The organism is Evansella cellulosilytica DSM 2522, from assembly GCF_000177235.2.
In the GTDB taxonomy this organism is placed as follows: Bacteria; Bacillota; Bacilli; order Bacillales; family Salisediminibacteriaceae; genus Evansella; species Evansella cellulosilytica.
Map to the genome: position 1 here is coordinate 839736 of NC_014829.1, position 25287 is coordinate 865022.

19 protein-coding genes and 1 riboswitch are annotated in these 25287 nt (G+C 35.5%); of the genes, 11 read left to right on the forward strand and 8 right to left on the reverse strand.

Annotated features, from left to right (window positions below; genetic code table 11):
• The first annotated feature begins 147 nt into the window (after positions 1–147).
• On the forward strand, positions 148–1200 hold the full coding sequence (cax, locus tag BCELL_RS03800; RefSeq protein WP_013487355.1) for a calcium/proton exchanger: 1053 nt from the start codon (positions 148–150) through the stop codon (positions 1198–1200).
• Positions 1201–1341: 141 nt separating this feature from the next.
• Here the strand turns inward: cax and BCELL_RS03805 are convergent, their stop codons facing one another.
• A complete protein-coding gene (locus BCELL_RS03805; protein ID WP_013487356.1) occupies positions 1342–2511 on the reverse strand; it encodes a trypsin-like peptidase domain-containing protein in 1170 nt (389 codons plus the stop codon).
• Between the two features lie 231 nt (positions 2512–2742).
• On the opposite strand from BCELL_RS03805, the gene BCELL_RS03810 reads away from it, so the two are divergent.
• Positions 2743–3198 (forward strand): cupredoxin domain-containing protein, encoded by a 456-nt coding sequence (locus BCELL_RS03810; protein ID WP_013487357.1) that lies wholly within the window; start codon positions 2743–2745, stop codon positions 3196–3198.
• A 79-nt stretch (positions 3199–3277) separates the two neighbouring features.
• Here BCELL_RS03810 and BCELL_RS03815 read toward each other — a convergent pair whose 3' ends face one another.
• Positions 3278–4567, reverse strand: a complete 1290-nt coding sequence (locus BCELL_RS03815) for a helix-turn-helix domain-containing protein (protein ID WP_013487358.1) — start codon at positions 4565–4567, stop codon at positions 3278–3280.
• A 208-nt stretch (positions 4568–4775) separates the two neighbouring features.
• Here BCELL_RS03815 and BCELL_RS03820 point away from each other — a divergent pair, with 208 nt between their 5' ends.
• From BCELL_RS03820 to BCELL_RS03830, 3 genes are all read left to right on the forward strand, one after another.
• Positions 4776–5849: a nitric oxide synthase oxygenase gene (locus BCELL_RS03820; RefSeq protein WP_013487359.1), complete on the forward strand. Its 1074-nt coding sequence runs from the start codon at positions 4776–4778 to the stop codon at positions 5847–5849.
• A gap of 128 nt (positions 5850–5977) precedes the next feature.
• Positions 5978–6586 (forward strand): DsbA family protein, encoded by a 609-nt coding sequence (locus tag BCELL_RS03825; RefSeq protein WP_013487360.1) that lies wholly within the window; start codon positions 5978–5980, stop codon positions 6584–6586.
• A 105-nt stretch (positions 6587–6691) separates the two neighbouring features.
• Positions 6692–7543: a hypothetical protein gene (locus tag BCELL_RS03830; RefSeq protein WP_013487361.1), complete on the forward strand. Its 852-nt coding sequence runs from the start codon at positions 6692–6694 to the stop codon at positions 7541–7543.
• 82 nt (positions 7544–7625) lie between these two features.
• On the opposite strand, the gene recQ is transcribed toward BCELL_RS03830, so the two are convergent.
• Entirely contained in the window at positions 7626–9782 is a 2157-nt protein-coding gene (recQ, locus tag BCELL_RS03835; protein WP_013487362.1) for a DNA helicase RecQ, read from the reverse strand.
• Between the two features lie 297 nt (positions 9783–10079).
• Here recQ and BCELL_RS03840 point away from each other — a divergent pair, with 297 nt between their 5' ends.
• The 3 genes from BCELL_RS03840 to BCELL_RS21965 all read left to right on the forward strand — a co-directional run bounded on the left by BCELL_RS03840 (position 10080) and on the right by BCELL_RS21965 (position 14583).
• On the forward strand, positions 10080–13376 hold the full coding sequence (locus BCELL_RS03840; protein ID WP_013487363.1) for an ATP-binding protein: 3297 nt from the start codon (positions 10080–10082) through the stop codon (positions 13374–13376).
• 23 nt (positions 13377–13399) lie between these two features.
• Entirely contained in the window at positions 13400–14110 is a 711-nt protein-coding gene (locus BCELL_RS03845) for a response regulator transcription factor (protein ID WP_013487364.1), read from the forward strand.
• Positions 14111–14319: 209 nt separating this feature from the next.
• Positions 14320–14412, forward strand: a riboswitch (cyclic di-GMP riboswitch).
• A gap of 42 nt (positions 14413–14454) precedes the next feature.
• Positions 14455–14583 (forward strand): anti-repressor SinI family protein, encoded by a 129-nt coding sequence (locus BCELL_RS21965; RefSeq protein ID WP_157184259.1) that lies wholly within the window; start codon positions 14455–14457, stop codon positions 14581–14583.
• A gap of 133 nt (positions 14584–14716) precedes the next feature.
• Here the strand turns inward: BCELL_RS21965 and BCELL_RS03850 are convergent, their stop codons facing one another.
• Positions 14717–16243: a methyl-accepting chemotaxis protein gene (locus BCELL_RS03850; RefSeq protein ID WP_013487366.1), complete on the reverse strand. Its 1527-nt coding sequence runs from the start codon at positions 16241–16243 to the stop codon at positions 14717–14719.
• 238 nt (positions 16244–16481) lie between these two features.
• On the opposite strand from BCELL_RS03850, the gene BCELL_RS03855 reads away from it, so the two are divergent.
• Together BCELL_RS03855 and BCELL_RS03860 are read left to right on the forward strand one after the other, a co-directional pair.
• Positions 16482–17087 carry an alpha/beta hydrolase gene (locus tag BCELL_RS03855; protein ID WP_041808599.1) on the forward strand — a complete coding sequence of 202 codons (606 nt, stop codon included), beginning with the start codon at positions 16482–16484 and terminating at the stop codon, positions 17085–17087.
• A 15-nt stretch (positions 17088–17102) separates the two neighbouring features.
• On the forward strand, positions 17103–17705 hold the full coding sequence (locus BCELL_RS03860; protein ID WP_013487368.1) for a flavin reductase family protein: 603 nt from the start codon (positions 17103–17105) through the stop codon (positions 17703–17705).
• Between the two features lie 1191 nt (positions 17706–18896).
• On the opposite strand, the gene BCELL_RS03865 is transcribed toward BCELL_RS03860, so the two are convergent.
• Complete coding sequence (locus BCELL_RS03865) at positions 18897–20453, reverse strand: ABC-F family ATP-binding cassette domain-containing protein (protein WP_013487369.1); 1557 nt, start codon at positions 20451–20453, stop codon at positions 18897–18899.
• A gap of 130 nt (positions 20454–20583) precedes the next feature.
• On the opposite strand from BCELL_RS03865, the gene BCELL_RS03870 reads away from it, so the two are divergent.
• Complete coding sequence (locus BCELL_RS03870; protein ID WP_013487370.1) at positions 20584–21708, forward strand: DEAD/DEAH box helicase; 1125 nt, start codon at positions 20584–20586, stop codon at positions 21706–21708.
• A gap of 172 nt (positions 21709–21880) precedes the next feature.
• On the opposite strand, the gene BCELL_RS03875 is transcribed toward BCELL_RS03870, so the two are convergent.
• Genes BCELL_RS03875 through BCELL_RS03885 form a run of 3 tightly spaced genes read right to left on the reverse strand, consistent with a single transcriptional unit; the run spans position 21881 to position 25222 of the window.
• Positions 21881–23077 (reverse strand): hypothetical protein, encoded by a 1197-nt coding sequence (locus tag BCELL_RS03875; RefSeq protein ID WP_041808128.1) that lies wholly within the window; start codon positions 23075–23077, stop codon positions 21881–21883.
• Positions 23055–24269 carry a DUF58 domain-containing protein gene (locus BCELL_RS03880; protein ID WP_013487373.1) on the reverse strand — a complete coding sequence of 405 codons (1215 nt, stop codon included), beginning with the start codon at positions 24267–24269 and terminating at the stop codon, positions 23055–23057. Before BCELL_RS03880 ends, BCELL_RS03875 begins: the two co-directional genes overlap by 23 nt.
• The gene (locus BCELL_RS03885) at positions 24266–25222 is read right to left on the reverse strand and encodes an AAA family ATPase (protein WP_013487374.1); all 957 of its coding nucleotides are present in this window, start codon (positions 25220–25222) and stop codon (positions 24266–24268) included. The genes BCELL_RS03880 and BCELL_RS03885 overlap by 4 nt, the downstream gene beginning before the upstream one ends.
• Positions 25223–25287 lie beyond the last annotated feature (65 nt).

Here is a 25287-nt window from a genome sequence, read left to right on the forward strand (position 1 = left end):
GTATTTGCGCGAAATGGAGCGCCGCCATCTGCTATTGAGCAAGGCTGAAAGAAGTTGAACTGTATAAGGAGCCTTCTCCTTATGTATGATTATTTAGTTTTTGCCAAGCCTAACCTTTATAGGAAAAAAAGAAGGGTTGAGGTAAGCATGCTATATAAGATTTTTCTCATCATGACAGTTGTTGGTGTGCCTATATCAATCGTTGGATCCTTATTAAATTGGGCGCCAACGATAATGTTCGCTATATATGCTTTAACGATATTGGCTCTTGCTTCATATATAGGCAGGGCGACAGAGAGCTTATCAATTATTGCCGGTCCAAGAATAGGCGGATTACTAAATGTTACTTTCGGCAATGCAGTTGAGCTGACAATCTCTATATTTGCACTTAAAGCAGGGTATTTAACAATTGTACTAGCTTCTTTGACTGGAGCAGTTATTAGCAACCTTTTATTAGTTGCTGGCTTATCTTTTTTTATCGGTGGATTAAAATTTAAACGGCAATCATTTAATATTCATGATGCAAGACATAACATGGGCCTTCTAATGTTTTCTGTCGTAGTATCGTTCGTATTTCCATTTATTTTTTCCTTTCGCTTAACGGAGAATGAAATATTCACACTAAGTGTTGGGATCGCTATTGTCATGCTTTTGCTATATTTTGCTGCTTTATTTTTCAGACTAGTGACTCATCGCGGTGTTTATGTGCAAGGGAAGGAAAACGAGGAAGAAGAAGAGCCGGAATGGGGTAAAAAAAGGTCTATTATCGTTTTAGCTGCAGCAGCATTGTCTGTTGCATTTTTAAGTGACCAACTAGTCGATAGCTTTGAAGGTGTTGCAGCTTCCTTTGGCTGGAGTGAAGTATTTATTGGTGTCATTGTAGTGGCGATTATTGGTAACTCTGCAGAAAATATAACTGCAATATTAATGGCTGTGCGAAATAAAGTAAATGTATCAATGGAAATAGCTGTAGGGTCTACGCTACAAATAGCTATGTTTGTAACCCCATTACTAGTCGTATTATCTTTAATATTTGCTAACCCGCTATCACTCGTTTTTCAAATGGAAGCGCTAGTAGCGATGGTACTTTCAGTCTTTCTTATTAATATGATAATTAATGACGGTGATACAAACTGGTTTGAAGGATTAACATTACTTTCAGCCTACATCATTATGGCAATTGGCTTTTATTTCATGTGAGTGTTTAAGCCAGATAAAAAAGGATAACTCAAAATGTTGGCCTTTTGAGTTATCCCTATAATTTGCCTTTTAATTTAATGCTTACGATCTCTGCTTTTTTCATTCTTCCCTTGTTAGGAGTAAGGCATTTACGCTACTTTCTCAATTACTTTCGTGATCAGCTGACCAATCTTCCAAATCTTTTTCTATATCTGACCAATACTCATACCATTGTTCGTACCACTCGTCATAAAGGCCATCGAAATAGTAGCTCTCATCTAAATAGTAATCCCAATACTCTTCACCGAAGTCTTCCCAAAACTCATGGTAATAGTATTCCCAGTAATCGTAAAAGTCTTCATCAACCGAAAGATCGCCTCCGTCAAAATAACCTTCGTGATATTCCCATAAATCGTCAAAAAAGTATTCACCATCAGGACCGTAAAACTGCGCCAATATTTCTGTTTCTGTCATTGGATGAGCAATCCACGTTTCTATAAGGTCATTTACTTGATATAAAGGGATACTAAAGCCGATTGACGTATCATCCATATTTTGAGCAGAGTTGATGCCAATTATTTTTTCGCTTTTCTTTGAAAGCAGTGGTCCTCCACTACTTCCTGGAGATATTGGTGCTGAAATTTGATATAAGTTTTCATATACATAGGAATTAATATTAAAGTTACGATTTGTGCCTGTAACATAGCCCATTGTAGCGGTATTTTCAAAGCCAAGTGGACTACCTAAAGCAATTACTTCTTCACCTATCATTAAAGAACCTTCTTTTTCAAGTGCGAAGGGAGTTTGTCCTATAAGGTCTGGTACTGAAACGACGGCTACATCTGTTTCATTAGAGTAACCGATCACCTTCCCATCGTACTCATATCCATCTACTGTTCGAACATTTACGTCTATTTCACCCTCCACGACGTGAGCATTCGTGACTACAGCACCTTGATCATTATATAAAAATCCTGAGCCTTGGCTATAAGGGGCAAATATTGTATAAACAGACTCCTGAGCATCTGCAATAATTTCAGTTAGTTCTCTTTTTTGAATCTCCTGCAATACTTGCCTTTGTGCAACTGGAAGTAGACCAAGACGCTCTCTATTATTATTCTCTAAACGATATTCCTCGTGTGTAGCTGCAAGTAAAGGCTCGGCTGTAGATTCGTTACCGATGAAGTGCATCGTAGCAAACACCGTGCCAGATATAACGATAGACATAATAAGAGAAAGAAAGATGACATTATAGCGGTCTTTTCTTTTTCCACAATGGGTACAATAGCGGGCTTTTTCGTCTCTTTTTCTTCCGCAATTTGAGCAGTACACGCGTTATCACATTCCCCTCTAAATAGAATCAAATAAATATTCTATCACATTATGAAAATGAATAAAATATTTATACGTAGTATTATAACAAAATAGTTGATAAACGTTAAATTTAGTATGGAAGTATAATATGAAAATATTGTTTGAAGCTGTTGTCCAAAAAAGTTGACAAGTTTGAGGGACCTTCTTGCATATATATATGTTGATAACGTAAAAAGGATGGTGGAGACAATGAACTTTTTAGTAGTGAAACGGAAAACAATTTTAGCATTTTTAGTCTTTGGACTAGCGATAGTTTCTGTTTGGGTTTCATCAAGTATGTTTTTTAATGATGTACCAGCAATGGGAGAAATGGCGGCAGATGATGATGTTAGAGAAATCCATATGATAACAACAGAATTCAAATCTACGTTAGAAGATGGGACAGAGATAGAGTCCTATCGTTGGGACCCTGGGACAATTTATATTGAGCAGGGAGAGCGTGTTGATCTCATTATTTATGGTGTGCATGGTAAGGAGCACCCATTTGTTATTGAAGGAACTAACGTTGAAGGAACAGTGAAAAAAGGAGAAGAAGTTCGAGTTCCTTTAAAATTTAAAAAAGAGGGAACATATAGACTCATTTGCCCAATGCATGCAGACAAAGATAGTGATGGTCCAATGATCGCTTACATCGTAGTTGATTAAGAACATAATAACGTCTTTAAGCATGAGACAGAATCATAGCTCATGCTTAAAGATGAGAAACATTGTTTCACTATTGAGATTATATCGTTTTCTCTTTATAAATTTTAATATTAGCTTCAAGCTCCATATTTAAATAATAATACGCTTTTTTATACTTTCTATTCATATACAAGTGATCGCTCAGTTCCTTCGCATGTGATAGAATTTCTCTCCAATACTTTTTTTCGTAGAAAAAATGTAAGCATTCTGTCATTAGCTTTTCATAGGCTTCCATATTATTAACTAGCTTCTCTTTCTCAGCTTGAATGGACATTAGAAAATAATCGTCTTCTATACTTTTATTTCTTGCTTCCTTCGCTTTCTTTACTATTGTTTCGAAATCATTTATTTCCCCTCTTTCGAGATGCGTATGAAGAAGTGCCAAATAAGTAATAAAAAGACTTGTAGGGTCAACTTTTTCCTTTAATTTTAAACTAATATGAAAGTATTCCATACTTTTAGTTAATTCGGACTTTTTTAAATATAATGTTCCAATATTGTGATATATTTTTGTAAGTTGAAGCTCTAAATTTTTTTCTTCCCCTAAGTTTAGCCCCTTCATTAATACTTTTTGTGCATTATCTAAATCATTTAACTCCATATAAATAAGGCCGCTTAATAAGTATGTTTCAACAGTTTGCTTCCATTGATGAATATCCATATATATCGATTTTGCTTTGTTACAATAATCAAGGCCAGTATAAAAGTCATGCATATTAAAGCAACAGAGTGCTAAATTAAAATGAATTCTACCTTCATCTAACTGGCTAGGAACATAATTTAATGATTGAATATAGTAGTTCTTTCCCTCTTTAAATTGTCGTTCATAACTCTTTAAAAAAGCTAAGTTATATAAATATTTAAATGTAATGGAATTCGGAAAGCCAATCGATTCCATTAAGGAAAAGTCTTTAATATATGAAGAAATTTTACTATTAAATTCTTTTGCCTTTGTTACACTCATTGTTTTTAAGTGAAAGTAGCAATTAAGTATGTAAAACTGTATTTCCTGTTTAATTGAACAAATATATGTAAAAGAAGCTTGATTTTGCTTAAGAAAATTTTCCACTAGCGACAGATCTTTTTCCAAAAGGCCATCCATTGTGGAAAGTAATTTTTTTATTTTTTGAGATTCGTCGTACACGTTTAGTAAATATGCTGCAGGAACATGAAGTCGTTCTGATAGCTGTACTAGTATGTCTTCGGAAGGCTCATAACGACCACTTTCAATATTACTGTAGTGAGAAGGAGACGTAATACCCTCACAGACGCTAATTTGAGATATATTATTGTTATTCCTTAGTCTTTTTAACCGTTCTCCTATATGCACGTAATGACCCCCTTTCCATTTATTTTACAATAAATTACAAAAACCTTCTAGTTTAAAATGTTAATGTACGTTCTTAATCTAAATGAAATAATATAATGCGTATTCTTTCATTATATAGAAGAAATGATAGTTATGGAGACTTACTTTTAGAGAAACTCTCAACGATTTGTTATGATTTGAATAAATTCATTTTTCTTGGAGGAAAGAAATGTGCTTATATGAAAAAGCAAAGCAATTTATTGTCCAATGTTATGGAGAACTAGGGAAAGTAGATGAAATTGAAAACCGTTTAGTAGTGATAGAACGAGAAATTAAAGAATCTGGTTTATATGAACATACTTTTGAAGAATTAGAATATGGGGCCAAATTGGCTTGGAGAAATAGTAACAAGTGTATTGGGAGATTGTTTTGGAATACTTTAATTGTAAAAGATAGGAGACAAGTAAATAACGTAAAAGAAGTGTTCGATGCGCTTCATGAACACTTAGTGGATGCAACGAATGGTGGAAAGATAAAGCCAACTATTACGATATTCCCTCCTAAATACAAAAATCAAGATCATGTGCGTATATGGAATCATCAATTAATTCGTTATGCAGCTTACGATACGAAACACGGTGTGTTAGGAGATCCAATGTCATTACCTTTTACAAAGGTGTGTGAAGAACTAGGTTGGCAAGGAGAAGGGTCAAGTTTCGATATACTGCCTTTAGTAGTACAATGGAAAAACGATGAACCGATGCTACAAGAATTAAACAGCGATGCTATTTTGGAAGTAAAAATCATACACCCCGAAATCACGCAGTTTGAAGATTTACATTTAAAGTGGTATGCAATACCAGCAATTTCAGATATGATGCTTGAAATAGGTGGAATTGAATATACTGCAGCACCATTTAACGGTTGGTATATGGGTACAGAAATAGGTGCACGTAATTTTGCGGATGTTGACAGGTATAATATGCTACCAAAAATTGCTTCCATCATGGGCTTGGAAACGAATCGCCATTCAACCTTGTGGAAAGATCGTGCATTAGTTGAACTTAACAGAGCAGTACTTTATTCTTTTAAAAATTCAGGAGTGAGCATTGTCGACCATCATACAGCTGCAGAACAATTTAAGCAATTTGAAAAAAGAGAAAAGGAATGTAACCGAGAATTAACAGGAGATTGGAGTTGGCTTATTCCACCAGTATCTCCCGCAACAACGCATATTTTTCACCGACAATATAATGATAAACTAGTCACTCCTAATTTTTTTCGGCAACAAACTCCTTATTGACCGAGAAGAAATGACTAACTCATGAATAATATGTTACATATTGAACAAATCACTTACTTTTATCATGAATAAATGTAAAATGAAGGCGAATGAACAATTTTACAGTTTATTGTTAAAGGAGCATGCTCATGAGTGATTTCTTAATGAAAAGTATCATCGGCTTAGCACTCTTGTTATTTATAACAGGTTGTACAAGTGAGGAAGGAATTGACACTAATGTGTTAGGTGAAGAGGAGATCCTTTTATATGTTGGCGATAGTGATACCGAAGATGAGTTATTATTTGTGATGGACTATTCGTGTCCTTGGTGTAAAGTATGGATGGATGATATATATCCAGAAGTGAAAGAGCATTGGATTGATAACGAGAAGTTAAAATTTAGAACACAAACAATGGTATATTTAAATGAAAATTCTTTGAGATTAACCGATTTTGATCAAAATGTGAAGCTTTATCACCCAGAACTTTATTACGATGTTATACATGAAATAATGGCAGAAGCTGGGGAGGAGGGGCCAGAAAACTGGGGCTCAATAGCATACATAGAAGACAAGGCTACTCAGTTTAATTTAAACGAGAAAACTTGGTCATCAAAGCCAGCTGTTGATTCAATAAGTGTCACTCGGAGATATACAAGAGCATTGAACATCGAGACAGTGCCTGCAGTATTTGTTAATGGTGTAAAAGTGGAAGATCCGTTTAGTTTAGATGAAATCGAGAAGCTATTGACGAGGTAATGACAGTAAAAAAATAAGTTGCGGCAACTATACCAAAATCTTGATGAGTTATATATTTAATTTTTTCAAATACTACCCTTATTAGACAATGATAGGGGTAGTTTTATGTTGATTGGAAAGAAGAAAAATAAATATCCATACATATTATTGTTAATTATTCATTCATGTTTACTCCTATATACATTTAAAAAACATGCCAAAACAAAAGGAATTCTCGCATTATTGTTATCAAATATGGGATTTGCTTTCTTTTTTGATTATTTTGTCGTATCATTTTTTCCTGGTTACACGTATAGGCCAAAAATGATTAAAAATAAATATTTAGATAATGTATTAGGAGCTACTTTATCCCAGGCCGTATTTGTGCCATTTACTGCGATCTTTATTACAGCCTTTCGACATGGCTGGCTTGTTAAACTATTATTTGCATGTTACTTTGCGGTTATAGAAAAAATATTTACTCTGATTGGTATTTTTAAAAAAGGATGGTGGAAAACAAGATATACTTTCCTCTTAATTCCGTTCTACTTTTATATTAGTGATTTTCGGTGGAAAGGATTAGAAAACGAGAATAGCATCATGAAATCAATTTGTTTATTTAACATGATACATTTGACATGGATAAACGGAATATATGTATTAGAAGTGTTAAAAGTAATTAGGTTTGGTTTCAAGAATAATTATAAATGGAAAAATCAGCTGAAAATAGTGCCATTTTATGCAATGTCATACTCACTCTTAGCAACAATTGTTACTATAAGAGGGAGAGCGTCTTTTAAAACAGTTCTTCTTTCTGTACTTATTGGAATAGATCAATGTTTGTTAAAGGCAAAAATAATGAAAATTAAGTCGATTTATCCACTAATCATGATCCATATTATCACCATTTACTTATCGCATCTATACTATTATACATTACTTGATAAGCGCAATTTTGTGGACGAAAAATCATTATGAAGAAAAAGAGAGGATAACTCAAAAATGAAATTAGCATTTTGAGTTATCCTTATAGTATTGCATAACTGTATTCATTAATTTTTTACACTTCAACATCCATTAATACTGCTTTTATAGCAAAATAACTAATATGCTCTGGCAATGCTTCTTTTATCGGTTTAATCCCGTGGGCCAAACCAACTTCTTCAATTTTATCAACAATGAGTTGCTTTGTTTCGTCTGAAATAAGATGATCAAAACTAATTTTTTCTCCACTAGTGGCGCCACGAAGGAGGTGATTTTCGACTGTTACAGTAGTTATACCTCGTTGTTCAGCAATATCTTCTATTGTCTTTCCTTCTTGAAAAAGTTGAATACTTAGTAAATGACTAGGAACCTTAGCGCCATTTAGATCAACGTTATGTTGTGTGATTCGACGGTTTTCAAGTGGTGGAGATAGTTTAGGTGCGGAGTCATTTTTAGCCTCAGGATTGTTTTCCACATAGCTTTTAATTGCCGATAAAAATATTTCCCCGTAACGCTCAAATTTTTGTTCTCCGACACCTTTAATTTCTAGCATGTCTTCGACGCTCATAGGTAAGTAGGTGCACATTTCATTTAACGACTTATCAGAGAAAACAATATAAGGTGGTACATTTGCTTCCTTTGCTAAATCTCCACGTAATTGCCTCAATTCCTCGAACAAAGGATGCGAAGTAGAAATTTTTTTGGGCTGCTTTTCCACTTTGCGTTCTACAGTTTCTTCGCCTTTTAAAACGAGTACGGCCTTCTCTGTCAGTTGTAACAGGGGAAAACTACCGTCACTTAATGATAAAAACTGTGAAGCAACTAAATAATCAATAAATTGACTAACTTCCTTTTGTCTTTTTCCTTTCATGAGCCCGTATGTCGTAAGCTTGTCTAATGAAAAGTCCTTCAGCTTTTTGTTATTTGAGCCTACTAATACTTGAGCAACTAGTGTTTTTCCGAAACGTTCTCTCATTCGTTTCACACAGGAAAATACCATTTGCGCTTCGCGAGTGACATCCTCAGAAACTCGATCATCGATACAGTGATCACACTTTGTACATGACTCGATCTTACTATCTCCAAAATATTGAAGGATAAATGCTTGTAGGCAGCTTTCAGTATGACAATAGTTTGTCATCGCCTGCAGCTTTCGGTATTCATTTTCCTTTCTTTCATCGGTCATATCAGTCTGTTCAATGAGAAATTGTTGAATTCTAATATCTTGAGGAGAGAATAAAAGAATACAACTGCTTTCTTCCCCATCTCTTCCAGCACGCCCAGCTTCTTGATAATAGCTTTCTATATTTCTCGGGATTTGATAGTGAATAACGAACCGAACGTTAGATTTATTGATTCCCATTCCGAAAGCGTTTGTAGCTACCATCACTTTTAAATCATCATAGACGAACTGCTCCTGCATGAATTCACGCTCTTGATTGGACATCCCACCATGATATTTTCCTACAGAAAGATTCATCGAAGAAAGGAGTGTGTAAATCCTTTCAACTTCCTTTCGTGTGGCTGCATAAATAATCCCAGATTGATCAATATTTCTAGTAATATAATTTTTTATATAGTGATCGCGATCTATTCCCTTTAATACGTGAAAAGAGAGATTCTTTCTAGCAAAACCTGTTTGAACAACGAAGCTTTTATCAATGGACATTGCCACGCAAATGTCATCAGTGACTTCAGGAGTTGAGGTTGCAGTAAGCGCAAGCACTACAGGTTTTGTATCAAGCTTTTCTAGTAAATGTGGTATTTTCATGTAGCTTGGTCGAAAGTCGTGTCCCCATTGTGACAAACAGTGGGCTTCATCAATTGCGACTAAGGATACTTCAATACCGCTTAAACTATTAATAAAAGAAGGGGCATCTAGCCTTTCTGGAGCGATATAAACTAGTTTATAATGTCCTTGTCTCATAAGTGACAAACGCTCATTTACATCGTTATTGGACAAGGTACTATTAATAAAAGTGGATGAAATACCTAATTCCTTTAATTCATCTACTTGATCTTTCATCAGTGAAATTAATGGAGATATAACAATTGTAAGTCCAGGGAGCAACAATGAAGGTATTTGGTAACAAATAGATTTCCCCCCGCCTGTAGGCATAATTCCCATCGTCCGATTACGACAAAGAATATTTGTGATAATTTGTTCTTGTCCTGAACGGAAGGAATCATAACCGAAATGCTGTTTTAGGAAGGAACGCGCTTGATCTAACATAATTAATATCCTCCTAACAAATGCAACTCTTATGTAGGATCCTAAAAAAGATACTATCATTCTACCATATTATATTGCATTAAAGAGTGTTTGAAATAATCTAATACTTTTATTAGAGGCTGTTTTCGTAAAAATTGATGCTTTTCCAAACTTGGTGAAAAGAAAGGTATACGAAAAGAGCCTAGTGAAAAAACGATTATTCATTATTAAATAACTCAGAATATATTGAAAAAAGGTGAGGGAGTAGCGATAATGGTAATACCAACATAAAATGTCGGTTTTTAGGAGGGTTGTCTATTGCGTAGAAACATATTGGTTAGTCTCATTTCTTTCATTACGTGTTTACTTTTATTTTCCGTAATCGTACAAGCTTCCAGCGATGAGAATGAAAATGTCGTTTCACTTTTTGATAATACTAAGAGGATCCAATTAGAAGAACATATTAGTATTTTTGCGGACATAAACAACGCCTATACGATAGATGATATACGTTCAAGCAGTTTTGAGGGTACATTTGAATTAAATCAAGAAAGTATACCTAATTATGGATATACAGATACGGTATATTGGGTGAAGGTTCATTTGCGGAATCAATCTTCAAAAGACATTTGGTTGCTAGAAATCGATAATGCTACGTTAGACTATTTATCGTTATATTTCCCAGAAACAGCTTATGAAAATGCCTATGTAAGTGAAACAGGTGATTTACTTCCTTTTGACAATAGAGAAGTAAACCATCGTAATTTCGTTTATCGATTACAATTAGAAGAAAATAATATTACAACATTATATTTAAGGTTTGAATCTGAAGGTGCGATGCAACTTCCAATAACTCTTTGGCATCAAGATGCTTTTATTGAAAAAAGCCAACTTGAATATGCTTTATTAGGTATATTTTTCGGCATATTATCTATTATGGCATTATATAATCTATTTTTATTTTTTTCTTTAAGACATTGGAGCTATTTATTTTACGTTTTATTTATTGCCTCGAACATTTTTATACACTTGTCCTTTACTGGTACGGCATATCAGTACATTTGGCCAGAACAAAGTTGGTGGAATAACCGTGCCATCGTGTTATTTATGCTAATCTCAAATATATTCGGGTATTTGTTTGCAAAAAGCTTTTTAGAAATGAGAAAGGTGATACCAGGATTAAATAGTATATTTAATTATTTGATTTTCTGCAATTTTGTCATTATATTCCTACTTTTTTACTCCTATAGTTTAGCATTAAACCTTGTTGTAATAAGCTCAGGAGTAACAGTTTTATTAATGATTTGGGCCGGTATTTCCTGTTATCGTAAAGGGTATCAACCTGCAAAGTATTTTCTTTTAGCTTGGCACATTTCTTTTATAGGGACTATTATTTCATTGCTAGCAGATGCTGGGTTTCTTCCAATTTATTTCGTTACGAAATATGCATGGCAAATTACAGCTTCTATTGAATTTTTACTTTTTTCATTTGCTTTAGCCGATAAAATAAACATGATGAAAAAAGAGAAGGAACAAGCTGAGCAAGAGGTAATAAAAAGTAATTTAAGAGCGTTAGAAAATTTAAAGAAAACAGATAAATTAAAGGATGAATTTTTAGCAATGACGTCCCATGAGCTAAGGACGCCGCTTCATGGCATGATCGGTATTGCGGAAACGATGTATGATGGAGCTACAGGGAAAATGACGCAGTCGATGAAAAAACACTTGAGTATGATTATATCTAGTGGTAAAAGGCTGTCACATTTAATTAACGATATTTTAGACTTCTCTATATTGAAAAATGACGCTATGAATCTTCATTTGAAGAAGGTTCACTTAAAGGAGCTTGTTGATGTTGTTATTATCATGAGTCAATCTTTACTTAACGAGAAAAATATAAGAATAATAAATGAAATAGATACTAATATACGGCCTGTGTTAGGGGATGAAAATAGGCTACAGCAAGTATTTTTTAATTTAATAGGAAACGCCATTAAATACACAGAACGCGGGACAGTTGTCATAAGTGCGGAAGAAGATGGAAAAATGCTTCAAGTTCATATAACAGATTCAGGAATTGGAATTTCTGCCGATCAAATAGATACGATATTTGATGCCTTTAATAGAGGGGGAAATAACTCAGAAGAGCAGAGTGGAACAGGGTTAGGTTTGAATATTACAAAAAAGCTAATAGAAGCACACGGTGGAAATATATCCGTTGTATCACAGGAAGGAAAAGGTTCTACTTTTTCTTTTTTAATACCTCTATTTCAAGAGGTTGGTTTTAAAGAGGCTAAAGAAGAAGTAAGTGCAACTCTGTTCTCAGAGCAACATTCTAAGTATAGTCACCATATCGATGACGAAACGTTAATGATTGATAATAAAGGAAAGAATATAAAAATATTAATTGCTGATGACGAACGAGTAAATCTCCAGCTATTGTCAAACCATTTATCATTACAAGGGTATTACGTCGATACTGCTAAGGACGGAGATGAGGTATTACACAAAGTGGAAAGTGGTAATTATCACTTACTCATATTAGATATGATGATGCCAAGAAAGTCTGGATATGAAGTTTGTCAGCAATTAAGGAAGAGATTTTCTTTACTAGAGCTACCTGTTTTAATTCTTACAGCTAAAAATCAAGAATATGATAAGGTAACAGCATTTGATTCCGGTGCAAATGACTATATCGTAAAACCTTGTGAAAAAAGAGAGCTTCTTTCAAGGACAAAAACATTAATAGAATTGAGTCTCGCAGTTCGAAAAATAAAAGAGCAAATGAGAGAACTTGATGATGTTAATCAGAGGCTACTACAAATAAACGACGAACTAGAAGGGAAAGTGAGAGAGAGAACTGTTGCCTTAAAAGAGGTAAATGATGAATTGCTGAAAGCGAATGAGGATTTAATTAAATTACAAAACGCTAGGACGCATATGCTATCAAATATTTCACATGAATTTGGCACACCTGTCACTTTTCTACAGAGCTATATTCAGTCAGTGAGAGCCGGAATTATTGAAGCGAATGACGCACACTACTTAAAATCTGTCGAGAATAAGGTAAATATGTTAAATAGATTAATTGAAGATTTATATGATATCTCTAAGCTTGAGTCAGGTGATATCACACTAATGACAAAGGAACGCAATTTACATGAATGGATAAATCAAATGTACGATAAATTTGAAACGGATGTGACAAGGCGGAAAATTACACTCCATAAACCAGTTTTTACAGGTAATGAGGAGCAAGATATACGAATTGACATTGATAATGACCGTATGGATCAAGTTTTTACTAACATCATTTATAATGCGATTAAGCATACAAATGAAGGCGGCGATATTTGGATTAATGTTGTGGTGAAGGATAGGCAAGAGGTTATGATAGAAATTAAGGATAATGGACATGGAATAAAAGAAAGTGACTTACCATTTGTATTTGAGAGATTTTTTAAAGGAGAAAAAGTGATAAATGGAAAGATTGGAACAGGACTAGGGCTAGCAATATCAAAAGAAATTATTCATCACCATAATGGAGAAATATCAGTTAAAAGTACAGAGGGAAATGGCGCAATCTTTTGTATCTCGTTACCTATCGTAGACTAATTGATTTATGGAGGTTGTTAAGAATGAAAGAAAAAGTGTTAATCATTGAGGATGACGAAGATATTAGAGAATTGACTGCATTATACTTAAAAAAGCATTCGTATGAAGTTTTTACTGCGAAAGACGGCTATGAGGGAATTAATATCGTACAAAATAATAATCCCCATCTAGTTTTATTAGACATACTTTTACCCGGAATGAAAGGGTATGAGATTTGTCAAAAAATTAGAATGCTTTCAGAAGCACCCATTATATTTTTAAGTTGTAAAAGGGATATAAGAGATAAAGTAAAGGGATTAGATGCGGGCGCTGATGATTATTTAACGAAGCCGTTTGATTTTACGGAGCTTGAAGCAAGAATAAAAGCAAATTTACGACGTAGTAAAATGAATGCAAATCGCAATGAACCAAAGCGTGTTTTTTCATGTGGAAATCTAGAAATAGATTTAGATAGTTATGATGTTTTCAATAAAGGGAATAAAGTTTCGTTATACACAAAGGAGCTACAACTTTTAATGCTACTAGTTGAAAACAAAAATCATGTGTTTAGTGCTGAAAAAATCTATGATCAAATTTGGGGCATTGATCATTGTGGCGATTTAAAAACCGTCATGGTACATATTAGTAACTTACGTCGTAAAATCGAGGAAAATCCATCAAAGCCAAAATTAATTAAAACGGTGAGAGGTTTCGGGTATAAATTCAGTACTGCTGACGAGGACATTAAAGGATAGCTTGTGGAAATTTGTAATTAATTGTAGATAAAAACATACAAAATTTTAACTCCATTTTAACCTTTTTTATTTATAGTGATAGATAATAAGAACTATAAAACACTGTGGGGGTGTTCATAATAGTTTGGCATCGGATTTATAATCTGATAAATCAGAAAAATAGGGTGAAAAGTTTTGAGTCTTTTGTTGCAGGTAAACTAAAAACTCCTACCAGATAAAGGCAAATCTATTGAAAAGTAGAGGCGCAAAACTACGGATCTAAGGGCTAAATGTTTAATGTCTATGATAGCCGGGTTACCTAGTAGGCAAGATTATCGGAAAGGGGTTTGATGTTTTTGGGGAACATGAAGATGGTGGCAGTAGATGAGGAGTGGAAAGGTTTATTGAAGGAAGCGAGAGATTTGGGGTTAACGCCAAAAGATATTAGAATATTTTTGGCGAAAAAAAGCTATGAAAAAAAAGTACATAGTTGAAAATAATCATTCCTACTATGTAATCGGTCGTTTCAGGCATTAATATTGTTTATAATATGTATTTTATATGATGTGTAAGAGGGGACTCAAAGGTTGATTTTACCTTTAAGTCCCCTCATTTTTTCATGAGTATTTAAGTTTTTTTTGTAAAGCTAGCAACAATGGCATCGAGTTCTTCCATCATATCTTTTAATTGTGTAGTCGTGTCGGTAAAATTCTCATACGTTGCTAATTGTTCTTCAGCTGTAGCAGACATATTCTCCGAACTCGCTTTATATTCTTCTGAAACATCTGTCATTTCATTGATGGATGCTTTTAGCGTTTCTACTTTCTCTACTATTGATTGACACATTTTAAAGGAAGCGCCTATATCATGGTGGACGACTTCCGTTTGAGCAACGATTTTTTCAAAGACCTCACCTGTAGATGATAATTGGTCTGCACCTTCCATTACTTGTTGCGTCGTTTCGGACATAACGATACTAATCTCTTGCGTTTCCTTTAATAAATCTTCTATAATGCTCGCAACATGGTGAGCATAATGACCAGATTGATCGGCTAACTTTCTAACTTCATCTGCAACTACAGCAAAGCCTCTTCCTGATTCACCAGCTCGGGCAGCTTCGATAGCTGCATTGAGAGCTAATAGATTTGTTTGCTCTGCAATGTCAGACATATAAGTGACCGATTGCTGAATTTTGGAAGAACGCTCTTGTAGTCGATCGACAACTTCGTTCATTTGTTGTACTGCATTTGAAATGTCCTTCATTTGGCCCTCCGTATTTATCATACTTTTTGATCCAGATTGTGCAAGTGATCGCGTGCTACTTGAAGAGTCCTTTGAACGTCTCATTTGTTCCCTAATAAGTTGTATATCAGAAGAAACGTCCTCTATTGAGTTATAGCTAACTCTAGCAACTTGCAGTTGCTCTGTAGCCCCTTCGGTAATGGTATGAATTGAATTTGTTATTTCACCAGTAGCAGCAACTGATTCCTTTACACCTAAGTTTAGTTGTTCAATGCTTTGTAAAACGTCCTTTGATGTACTTGTTAATTTAGTCGTAACCTTCTCTAAAACATCTCTTTGCTCTTCTTCCTTTTTCGTTAATTCTTTTACATATTGATTTCTAATATTAATTTGGATGATAAGAACACTACTTGTAAATATTAAAAATACAGCATGAATGAGCAAAAGACTAAAAGGATAATCAGCTGTGCCGGTAATCAACTCAGGTGCAACAAGGTATCCGCCAAAGTGCTGAATAGCAAAAATAATAGTACTGAAAATAATTAAACGAATGCTTTCGTAGTATGCTAACACAGCTAACACCATAAAAATCGAGAAATGGTATTCAACTAAACCATCACCACCAGCAATAAGTGATATGCTACTCAATGTTAATGAGAGCATAATGAATAACGAAATTTGCTGATGCTCTTTATTCTTATAATATAAAATTACGCTAGTTAATAAGAAAATAAAAGGAATAACTACTAAAATATTTAAAGGAATAGAAAAACTATGTGATGAATGATTGTGGTGAGACAAGAAATACCCTTCTAAAAAGTGGAAATGACGGTGTAATACATGAACAGCAATGGAAAGAAAAAAGATAAAGGCCGTAATGTAAAGCATTATCAGATGCTTTCTTTTTTTCATATTAGAATCCTCCTGATGAAAAGTGATAGTAAAACTAGTTGTAAACGCTATTTTTATTATAGTTGCTGCAGTAATATGAGACAACTATTTTGTCGAATTATGTAGATTTTTAGGCGAGTGCAAAGGTTATCGAAGAGCGTTACATTTGAATTGAATAATTTCATTATTATATAATATTATTACTTACTTTTTTATAGTAAGATGATTGGAGAAAATGGAGGCGGCTAATCAAATGTCAATGAAACATGTGTTTAAAAAAGGAGAAGCTGGTAATCAGAACACTTTGTTACTATTACATGGTACTGGCGGAGATGAACATGATTTGATACCAATTTCGGAAATGATTGACCCTGGTGCTGCTGTATTAAGTGTAAGGGGTAATGTCGATGAGAACGGCATGAATCGTTTTTTTCGAAGACTTGCAGAAGGAGTATTCGATGAAGAAGATTTAATAAACCGAACGAAGGAATTAAAAGATTTCGTTGATCAAGCAGCAGAGCAGTATGAATTTGAGCGTAAACACGTCGTTGCTGTAGGATATTCCAACGGAGCAAATATCGCTGGAAGCCTGCTTTATCATTATGAAAAATCGTTAAAGGGAGCGGCACTATTGCATCCGATGGTTCCGCGTCGTGGTATTGACATTCCTTCGCTACAAGGAATTTCTGTCTTTATTGGGGCTGGTGCAAATGACCCTATTTGTCCACCAGAAGAAACAAAGGAGCTAGATAAGACTCTTTCTGAAGCGGGAGCAGCAGTAGACGTGTTTTGGGCAAATCAAGGACATCAGCTGACGAGAGAAGAGATAGATCAAGTGAAAGCATGGTATGAAAAAAATATGTAGGGAGTGTTTCCTTCTATGGTAAGTATAAACCCACATTCCTTAAGTAAAAAAGAGAACTATAGTATGTTAACAAGCGCTATTTTACCTAGACCTATTGCTTTTGTGACATCTATATCAACTGAAGGCGTAGTTAACGCAGCACCATTTAGTTTTTTTAATGTCGTTTCATCTGAGCCACCACTAATATCATTATCGATTGGCCGGAAAAATGGAATAATGAAGGACACATCCCGAAACATTTTGGATGGGAAAGAGTTTGTTGTACATGTTACCGATGAAGAAAACGTAGAAGCTGCAAATCAAGCTGCTGCAAACCTGCCTCCCGATGAAAGCGAAGTGAAGAGGGGAGGACTTTCCCTTATCGATAGTATTCGAGTAAAGACACCAGGGTTAAAGGAAGCAGCTGTGAGAATGGAATGTATGCTCGAAAAGCATCTTGTCTTTCAAGAAGATACTACGATAACCGATTTCATTATTGGCAGAGTAGTCCAATATCATATAGCTGACTCGGTGTATAAAGAAGGAAAAATAGATGTGAAAAAACTGAAGCCCGTTGCTCGGCTAGGTGGAAAAGATTATACGAAGCTAGGTGATCTTTTCTCCTTAGAAAGGCCATGATTAAAGTTGAAAATGGCCCCTTATTATTTTATTAAAGGAGGGACTGAAAAAGTTATTCTGTTCTTTTTCAGTCCCTCTTTTTGATGGAGAATGAGGGGCTGTTTTCTTTTTATGGCATGATTATACAGCCAGGAAGTCAGCATGGGGAAGGAATGGCTAGCCATTAAAGGCTATCAGGCCCGCTACTCGATGTAAAGTTGTAGTATACATGAAAAATCAAAAATGTACATGCTAAACCGAGCGTTTTTGTACTTCTTTTAATTGTCATTTGTACTTCACATGAAATACGAACGAGGCAAGGATGTGTTTAATAACCAATTTAGAAATAGGTCCGATGGAATGTATATGAGTATGGCCACACGTACTTTGTGGAAGTTTGACTAAAAGTAGATAAACGTTATATAAAATCCCGTCGTGAGAGTGAGTCTAGTCTGAGTGGATATAAAACACGAAATAAAATCTCGTTGTGATGGTGAGTCTAGTCTGAGTGGATATAAAACACGAAATAAAATCTCGTTGTGATGGTGAGTCTAGTCTGAGTGGATATAAAACACGAAATAAAATCTCGTTGTGATGGTGAGTCTAGTCTGAGTGGATATAAAACACGAAATAAAATCTCGTTGTGATGGTGAGTCTAGTCTGAGTGGATATAAAACACGAAATAAAATCCCGTCGTGATGATGAGTCTAGTCTGAGTGGATATAAAACACGAAATAAAATCTCGTCGTGAGAGTGAGCATAGTCTGAGTGGATATAAAACACGAAATAAAATCCCGTCGTGAGAGTGAGCATAGTCTGAGTGGATATAAAACACGAAATAAAATCCCGTCGTGAGAGTGAGCATAGTCTGACGGGACATAAACCATGATTTAATACCCCATCACGAAAGTAAGCCACACTAAAATGTAAAGAAAACATGATATCTAGTTCCTTCACATGAACGCCAATAAATGTAGAAAAAGGTAGTATGGCGGCATGCCATCTACCCTTCAATCAATTTTTTAAGCCAAGGTTTGCCATTGCATAGCAAATCCCTTTCCTCTACAGAAATCGCTTTACATAGCCAACCCCTTTATTCTGAAAAAATCCCTACTAGATAGGCAATCCCTTTATACGCTTAAGGTTGGCATGCTGCATAGAGAATCCGATTCAGAACTCAATATACGTCAAAAGCAAGCTACAATTAACTCATTAAAATACTTTCGTTGTCCAGTTTTCACCGTTCCAAATGTCTGTTACAACCTCTTGGTAAAACTCTGGCTCATGGCTAATTAAAAGGATACTTCCAGAATAAGCTTTTAATGCCCGCTTTAGCTCTTCTTTTGCATCAACATCAAGGTGATTAGTAGGCTCATCGAGAACGAGTACATTTGTTTCATTATTAATAAGCTTACAGAGTCTCACTTTAGCTTTTTCACCACCACTTAAAACAGCTACTTTACTTTCAATATGCTTCGTTGTGAGACCGCATTTCGCTAATGCAGCGCGCACTTCCGCTTGATTTAAACTAGGAAATTCATTCCACACTTCTTCAATACATGTGTTTTGGTTATCTACTTTAATTTCTTGCTCGAAATAACCAATTTCTAAAAATTCACCGCGCTCGACATTCCCGCTTATCGGTTTAATTTCGCCTAATAAGCTTCTTAAGAGGGTAGTCTTTCCAATTCCGTTTGCACCCACTAAAGCAATTTTTTGTCCTCTTTCCATGCGCAAGTTCAACGGCTTTGATAACGGTTCATCATACCCGATGACTAAGTCTTTTGCTTCGAAGATGGTCTTACTAGGAGTACGAGCCATTTTAAAGTGAAACTCTGGCTTTGGTTTCTCTTTTGCGAGCTCGATGACATCCATTTTATCGAGCTTTTTTTGTCGTGACATAGCCATGTTACGTGTAGCTACACGCGCTTTATTACGAGCAACAAAATCTTTTAACTCAGAAATTTCCTGCTGCTGCTTTTTATAAGCTGATTCTAGCTGTTGTTTCTTAACTTCGTATACGTGTTGAAAATGATCATAGTCACCGACATAACGATTAAGCTCTTGGTTTTCCATATGATAAATTAAGTTAATGACACTATTTAAAAATGGAATGTCATGCGAAATTAAAATAAATGCATTTTCATAATCTTGTAAGTAACGCTTTAGCCACTCGATGTGTTGCTCATCTAAATAGTTAGTAGGCTCATCCAATAATAATATATCTGGCTTTTCTAAAAGGAGCTTTGCTAATAATATTTTCGTACGTTGCCCACCACTTAAATCGTTAACATCACGGTCTAAACCAATTTCGTCTAAACCTAGTCCACGTGCAATTTCCTCTACTTTTGCGTCAATTGTGTAAAAGTCGTTGTTCGTTAACATGTCTTGAATCGTGCCAACCTCTTCAAGCAGCTTCGTCATTTCATCGGGGTCAACATCCCCCATTTTTTCATACATCGCATTCATATCTGCTTCCATGTCATACAAATACTTAAAAGCATCTTTAAGAACATCACGTATCGTTTTACCTTTTTCTAATACAGTATGTTGATCGAGAAAGCCAACCCGTACATTTTTAGCCCATTCAATTTTTCCATCGTCTGGATCTAATTGACGGGTAATAATATTCATAAAAGTCGATTTCCCTTCACCATTGGCACCGATGAGCCCAATGTGTTCGCCCTTCAATAATCGAAAAGAAACATTATTAAAAATAGCTCTATCACCGAAACCATGGCTTAAATTTTTTACCGTTAAAATACTCATAGTAACATCGTCACCTTTATAATTAATATAGTTGATTAAAAAATTCCGTTCATATTTTGAACTCGGTTGAAAAGTAAGATAAAATCAAGTTCAGATATAAAAATACACTGTTCGAAAAAAGGAGTAGCAAATGAGTCATACATCGTCTATCATACATAGTTTTCAGCCATTTTTACAAGAGGCTTGGAAAAAATCTCATTTTAAAGAGGTAACAGAAATTCAAAAGCAAGTCATTCCTGCTATTTTAGAGGGACAAGATATTATTGCAGAATCACCAACAGGTACGGGAAAAACGCTTGCCTATTTGTTGCCAACATTAGAAAAAATTGATGTTAATAAAAAGGAGATGCAAGTACTTATCTTTGCATCATCACGAGAGCTTGTTATGCAAATTTTAGAAGAAATTCGCATATGGACAGAAGGGAGCAGTATCGGCAGAGCAGCACTTATTGGTGGTGCGAATGTAAAGAGGCAAATAGATAAACTGAAGAAGAAGCCGCAAATTGTTGTAGCAACTCCAGGAAGAGCTGTTGAGCTAATGCAGCAGAAGAAGTTGAAGGTTCATGAAGTGAAAACGGTCGTGTTTGATGAAGCAGATCAACTTTTCTCAAACGAACATCAAAAACAAATAGATCATGTATTAAAGTCAACGTTAAAGGATCGTCAAATTTTAGTTTTCTCTGCAACTTTAAATGAACTTGTAGAGGAAAAGGCGAAGATTCGAATGAACGATGCAAAAGTGGTACGAGTGAAGTTAGATGAAGAAGCAAATAATGTAGAGCATGTCTATATTATCTGTGAGCAAAGAGATAAAATGACAACGCTAAGACGGCTTATAAATCTAAAAGGATTACGGGCATTAGCTTTTTCAAATGATATTCAATTACTTTCAACATATGCGGCTAAATTAGAGTACGATGGCATGCCATTAGGTTTACTTCATAGTGAAACAACGAAGCAAGAGAGGGAACAAGCATTGAGACAATTTCGTGAAAAACGTACGCCACTGTTACTCGCGACAGATGTGGCCTCAAGAGGATTAGATATTAAGGAACTGACGCATGTGTTTCAATTAGATGTTCCGAGGGATGCAGAGCAATATAAGCATCGGGCCGGAAGAACAGGGCGAGCTGGGCAAGAGGGGACGGTCATTTCTCTTGTGACAGAGCAAGAGGTTCAAAAGCTACTTCAATTAGGTAAAAAATTGTCTTTGACTATGTACGAAAAGCGTTTATATAAAGGGGAGTTAGTTTAAACAACGTTGCTGTCCCTAAAGCTAATATCATTTCTGGCAATGACGCCACTCGCCGCGCGCCCGCTATAAGAAATCGACTTATAATAGGCTTTAAGAGATTGCGGCTCCGCACATTGAAGGATGACTCAAAAGGTCGAAGTTTCACCTTTTGAGTCATCCTCTGCCTCTTTTGTCACGATTCTTTTAATTGCTTTATCACCTGTTTAATCGCCTGTTTATAAATAACACGATCTTCACGTTTAATGTCCATTTCTCCATAGCGAACCTTTTCATACGTATGTATGATGGTGTGTTTTAGGGAAGCTTCTACCTCTAATGACGAAAGCCATTCTTCTAAAGTTTGATCGGGTTTCCTGCCTAATCCAAGCTTTGATAGCTTTATTTCAAGTTGAAAAAGCTGCTTTCGCACTTCATTTTTTATCGTGAATAAAGTTTTTAGTGAAAAGTTTGTTGACCTCTGCATTGGTGAAACAGCACTTTCTTGCTCATCAGCTATGACAGGAGTTTTCTTGTTCAATGTCGTCCTTCTCATTTTTATTAAGGCTGTAATAACACCAGCGATCAGCAGTATGATGAGCACACCGTAGAATACTTCACTAGTATCTACGATCGGCGGACTTGCCTCGAAGCCCTGTTCGATTTGTTCCCCACCTGAGCTTTCTTCTACAATCTCCCCTTCTTGTGGCATCGTATCTTTAGCGAGCCATTGAACGAGCATTAAAAAAGGAGCAGCAATAAGCGCTAGTATATGCGCTATTCCGTTAAAAGTAAAAACGAGTATTTTCGCAAATAGTGGATAGCTAAAAGCAACGATAATAGAAGAAATAACGATAACAGTTAAACCGCCAAACAACCATTTTACTTGTGTTGATTTTTTTCCACTAGTCGTTGAATGAAAGATACTGCTTAGTATTTTCAAGCCGAGAGTTACTACTAGCTGGACAAATATGAAAATGAAGAAAAATATCCTCTCATCAAAATGATGGAATGCAAAGTAGTAAAACAGCCCAACGAAGAAAGTGTAGAAAAACAAGTTGAGCTCGTTATCGAGTTCAGCATCGTCGACATGAGTAATGACGCGCCAACAAAAAATAAGTGAGAAAAAGATAGCTAACAGTAGAGGAAATTCAAGCCATACACTCATCCCTACAATGAGTGGGCAAAGTAATACTGTTAGTTTCACAGAGTTTGTTTTTTTGAGCACTAACCCCAAAATTATCGCCGACGAAATACTAATAATTAAAAATGGAATAGCAGGTGGAAACCGCTGTTCTGTAGCATAAATCGGCATTAATATTAAGTAGAGGAGGAGGAGATCTTGTCCATAATGCCCCCAACGAATACATTCACTTTGCCAGCTTTTCATCATGTTCCACCCCCCCAACTGATTCAAGATGGGCACTTCCACCGTTGCTATTTACAACATGAATCGTTCCACCTCTCATTTGCTTGTAATGAATAGCTTCCTCCGCATTTAAAGCTCCAAAATGAAGAATAAAAGGCTTAGTATCAGTTGATTTCATGATTCCATCAAGGGTATATTCAATTGGGATAGTTAAATTTGACCTCCTTATTCTAGCGAGAATTTCTAATGCTTTGACAAGATGTGTTTTCCCGCTACTTAACGGTAGGTGCATTCCTACAGAAGATCTAGGAACTCTAATGTTGATATACATTTCAAAAGAGATCTGTTGTTTTGTTGCAAACTGGCATGCGTATGTCACTTGGCTTAATACTTCCTCTAAATTTGATATTGTAGGAACCATGCTGTTTTCACCACGAATATTAACGACTATCGTCCATTGAGAAATTGTCACTTTTTCAAATATCTTCGTCTGAAGTTCATTTGTACGTGCGGATGCTTTCCAGTTTATACGATTAAAAGGATCTGTAGACACATAATCACGGTTCCCCATTGTCATTAGCACATCCTCATTAACTGCGCTAGGTTGTGGATGGTCTCCCTTTTCTTGTTTAACAATTTTTTCAAGACCGCTAATCGCTATTGGAGAAGGGTAAACGAGCGCTTCTGCACGATAAAAGCCTTGGTACTTTAAACGAATATGGGTAAATTTGAATAAATCATAAATGTCTACTTGAATGTCATTTAACTGCGCGATTCCGCGCTTTAATGCTTCTAAATGAATCCCAACTTTACGTTTAGTAAGGGGAGCGATAGAAAATGGACTTTCATAATTGGAATAATAATTCGAAATATCCTCTGATGAAACAACCTTAACTGACTCATCTGGATAATAAAGATAAAAAGATGCCTTCACAAGAAAAAAAGGAATTTTCCCTTTGTTTTCAAAAGGGACTGTTAATGTTGTTCTTTCCTCTGGAAAAAGTCTTTTCGTTAATGCACCTTCAGATATAAAAATGTGTTTAGAAACATACTTTAAATATAAATTATTAATCAGAAAGACGGCGAGTGAAAGGATAGTTAAGCTAAAAAGAATAAGCTCTCCAGTAACAAATGATAGAATAGCCATGGCAGGAATCATGTAACCGAAAGCATAATACTTTCTAGTGAAGGTTATTTCCTTTTTCCAACGAGTCATTCTTCAACAGCCCCTGCTTCTACGGGAACATCTACGTTCGATAATATCGTTTGGAGCACTTCTTCCTTCGTGTTTCTCATTGCACTATCAATTGTTAACACGAGTCTATGTGCAAGTATATGAGAAGCTAGCTGCTTTACGTCTTCAGGTGTAACGTACATTCTTCCGTGTATGTATGCTCTTGCTTGCAAGCTACGCATAAATGCTATGGTTCCCCTCGGACTTACACCGACATCAACATACTCAGATTCCCTAGTTGCTCTAATAATAGACAGTAAGTATTTTTCTACGACACTAGTAATTTTCACATCTTGTATTTCTTTTTGCATTTTTTCAATTGTATCGAGTGTGACGACTTGCGATACTTTCTCAAGCGGATGATTTTCCTTATACATTTTGATCATTTGTTGTTCTTCCTCGAGAGTTGGATAACCAGCTTTAATTTGCATGAGGAAGCGATCCATCTGCGCCTCAGGTAAAGCGAAAGTTCCTTGCTGGGATTCAACGGGGTTTTGCGTCGCTAAAACGATAAAAGGTTTTGGAGTTATTACCGTTTCACCGTCAATCGTGACCTGCCCTTCTTCCATAACCTCTAGTAAACTAGATTGCGTTCTTGGGGTTGCTCTGTTAATCTCATCTGCTAGAAGAATATTAGTCATGACTGGACCAGGACGCATCACGAACTCTTTTTCTTTTGGGTTGAAAAATTGAATCCCAGTCACATCACTAGGAAGGACATCAGGGGTAAATTGTATTCTTTTAAATTTAGCGTCAATCGATTTTGCAATGGTCTTTGCAAGCATTGTTTTTCCTGTTCCGGGTACATCCTCAAGTAACACGTGTCCGTTACTTAATAAAGCTATGACGACGAGTTCGGTGACATCTTCTTTTCCTACTAAAACGGTAGATACTGAGTTTTTAATATCCTTTAATATGTTTTGTGGGGTTGTCATATGAAAGCTCCTTTTTCTAGTTATTTACTAGTACATTAGCAATTTATAATTTATACATTATTCAT

What these genes read in the sequence shown, in the direction of transcription:
- BCELL_RS03885 (WP_013487374.1), bottom strand. Translation starts at nt 25,222, where the DNA reads ATGACAACCCCACAAAACATATTAAAGGATATTAAAAACTCAGTATCT.
- BCELL_RS03810 (WP_013487357.1), top strand. Translation starts at nt 2,743, where the DNA reads ATGAACTTTTTAGTAGTGAAACGGAAAACAATTTTAGCATTTTTAGTC.
- BCELL_RS21965 (WP_157184259.1), top strand. Translation starts at nt 14,455, where the DNA reads ATGAAGATGGTGGCAGTAGATGAGGAGTGGAAAGGTTTATTGAAGGAA.
- BCELL_RS03875 (WP_041808128.1), bottom strand. Translation starts at nt 23,077, where the DNA reads ATGATGAAAAGCTGGCAAAGTGAATGTATTCGTTGGGGGCATTATGGA.
- recQ (WP_013487362.1), bottom strand. Translation starts at nt 9,782, where the DNA reads ATGTTAGATCAAGCGCGTTCCTTCCTAAAACAGCATTTCGGTTATGAT.
- BCELL_RS03830 (WP_013487361.1), top strand. Translation starts at nt 6,692, where the DNA reads ATGTTGATTGGAAAGAAGAAAAATAAATATCCATACATATTATTGTTA.
- BCELL_RS03825 (WP_013487360.1), top strand. Translation starts at nt 5,978, where the DNA reads ATGAGTGATTTCTTAATGAAAAGTATCATCGGCTTAGCACTCTTGTTA.
- BCELL_RS03850 (WP_013487366.1), bottom strand. Translation starts at nt 16,243, where the DNA reads ATGAAAAAAAGAAAGCATCTGATAATGCTTTACATTACGGCCTTTATC.
- BCELL_RS03820 (WP_013487359.1), top strand. Translation starts at nt 4,776, where the DNA reads ATGTGCTTATATGAAAAAGCAAAGCAATTTATTGTCCAATGTTATGGA.
- BCELL_RS03870 (WP_013487370.1), top strand. Translation starts at nt 20,584, where the DNA reads ATGAGTCATACATCGTCTATCATACATAGTTTTCAGCCATTTTTACAA.
- BCELL_RS03860 (WP_013487368.1), top strand. Translation starts at nt 17,103, where the DNA reads ATGGTAAGTATAAACCCACATTCCTTAAGTAAAAAAGAGAACTATAGT.
- BCELL_RS03865 (WP_013487369.1), bottom strand. Translation starts at nt 20,453, where the DNA reads ATGAGTATTTTAACGGTAAAAAATTTAAGCCATGGTTTCGGTGATAGA.
- BCELL_RS03855 (WP_041808599.1), top strand. Translation starts at nt 16,482, where the DNA reads ATGAAACATGTGTTTAAAAAAGGAGAAGCTGGTAATCAGAACACTTTG.
- BCELL_RS03880 (WP_013487373.1), bottom strand. Translation starts at nt 24,269, where the DNA reads ATGACTCGTTGGAAAAAGGAAATAACCTTCACTAGAAAGTATTATGCT.
- cax (WP_013487355.1), top strand. Translation starts at nt 148, where the DNA reads ATGCTATATAAGATTTTTCTCATCATGACAGTTGTTGGTGTGCCTATA.
- BCELL_RS03845 (WP_013487364.1), top strand. Translation starts at nt 13,400, where the DNA reads ATGAAAGAAAAAGTGTTAATCATTGAGGATGACGAAGATATTAGAGAA.